Origin of the sequence: Streptomyces sp. NTH33 (assembly GCF_003236365.1) — a bacterium.
Lineage (GTDB): Bacteria > Actinomycetota > Actinomycetes > Streptomycetales > Streptomycetaceae > Streptomyces.
Window position 1 is genome coordinate 1 of the sequence record NZ_POTZ01000955.1, and the last position, 1,033, is coordinate 1,033.

At 74.6% G+C, this 1,033-nt stretch carries 2 protein-coding genes; both read right to left on the bottom strand.

Translation table 11 applies throughout. From position 1 onward, the window contains the following. Positions 1 to 701 (bottom strand): DUF317 domain-containing protein (locus tag C1I97_RS37770; RefSeq protein WP_309147867.1); only part of this gene is annotated, 701 nt, incomplete at its 3' end. Next, entirely contained in the window at positions 698 to 1,030 is a 333-nt protein-coding gene (locus C1I97_RS37775; RefSeq protein WP_111007355.1) for a hypothetical protein, read from the bottom strand. The genes C1I97_RS37775 and C1I97_RS37770, both read right to left, overlap by 4 nt. Positions 1,031 to 1,033: the final 3 nt, after the last annotated feature.

The following is a 1,033-nucleotide window of genomic DNA, read 5'->3' on the forward strand; positions in this document are numbered from 1 at the left end:
CGCTCGGTGTGCGCGTCGGCCACGTGCTGCGGGGACAGGGGGCTCGTCTCCTGCACGGCGCCGTGGGCGGTGCGGTCGAACATGCCGCGCTGGAGCGGGGCGGGGTCGGCGAGTGCGGTGACGAAGGCGTCCACCAGGCGGGTGGGCGTCTGGGCATCGAACCAGGCGTGCCACAGCCGGGGGCCGCGGGAACCGTGTCCGGGCTCGTGCGCCTCCACGTGCCAGGACACGGCGGCGTTCCGTTCGGGGCGCCGTTCGACGCGGCACGCGGCGTCCGGCGAGCTGGCCGCACCGCGCGCATCGATGAGCCAGCCCGCGGCGTCCGCCGCGTCCAGGGGGTCTGGTGGCTCGGCGACCGAGGGGGTGACGAGGGCATCGGTGACCGCGCCCAGGACCTCGGCGGGGACGAGTTCACCGAATTCGGCGTACCAGCCGGGTTCGGTGTCGGTGGGCTCGGCCCGCAGCCGCCACCGAGCGGCGGTGGCGGACTGCGGGTCGAACTGCAGGCTGTGCCGGTGGTCCGGGCTCGTCAGCACGATCTCGGGGCTCAGCGGGTCGGACGTGCGTGTCCATCCGGCCGCGGCCAGGCCGTGGGTGACGTGCCGGCCGTCGCCGGGGCCGGCCAGGTGGCGCGGGCTGGTGTCGAACGGGACGCGCCAGGCGTGGGTGTCGGCGAAGGCGGCCAGCTGCCGTTCGCTCACGGGCACAGGCTGCACTCCGGCATGGTCTCGGGCGCCTTCCGGTACAGGCCGCGCAGGTCGTCCAGGGCGTAGTGGAGGGTGTGCTGGTCGGCCTGCTCCCACGCGGCGGTACGCAGCTCCTGGATCAGGAGGTCGGTTCCGATGGTGCGGGGGGTGTCGGGGTGCTCCTGCACGGCTCGGGCCAGGGCGCGCAGGACGTCGGCGAGCTGGACGGGGACACCGGTGTATTCATCCAGCAGCGGCTCGATGAGGCCGAGCGCCTCGGCGGGCTCGGGATTCTCGCGCAGGTACTCGGTGAGCCGGGCCAGGGTGTCGGTGGCGGCGTGGATGTC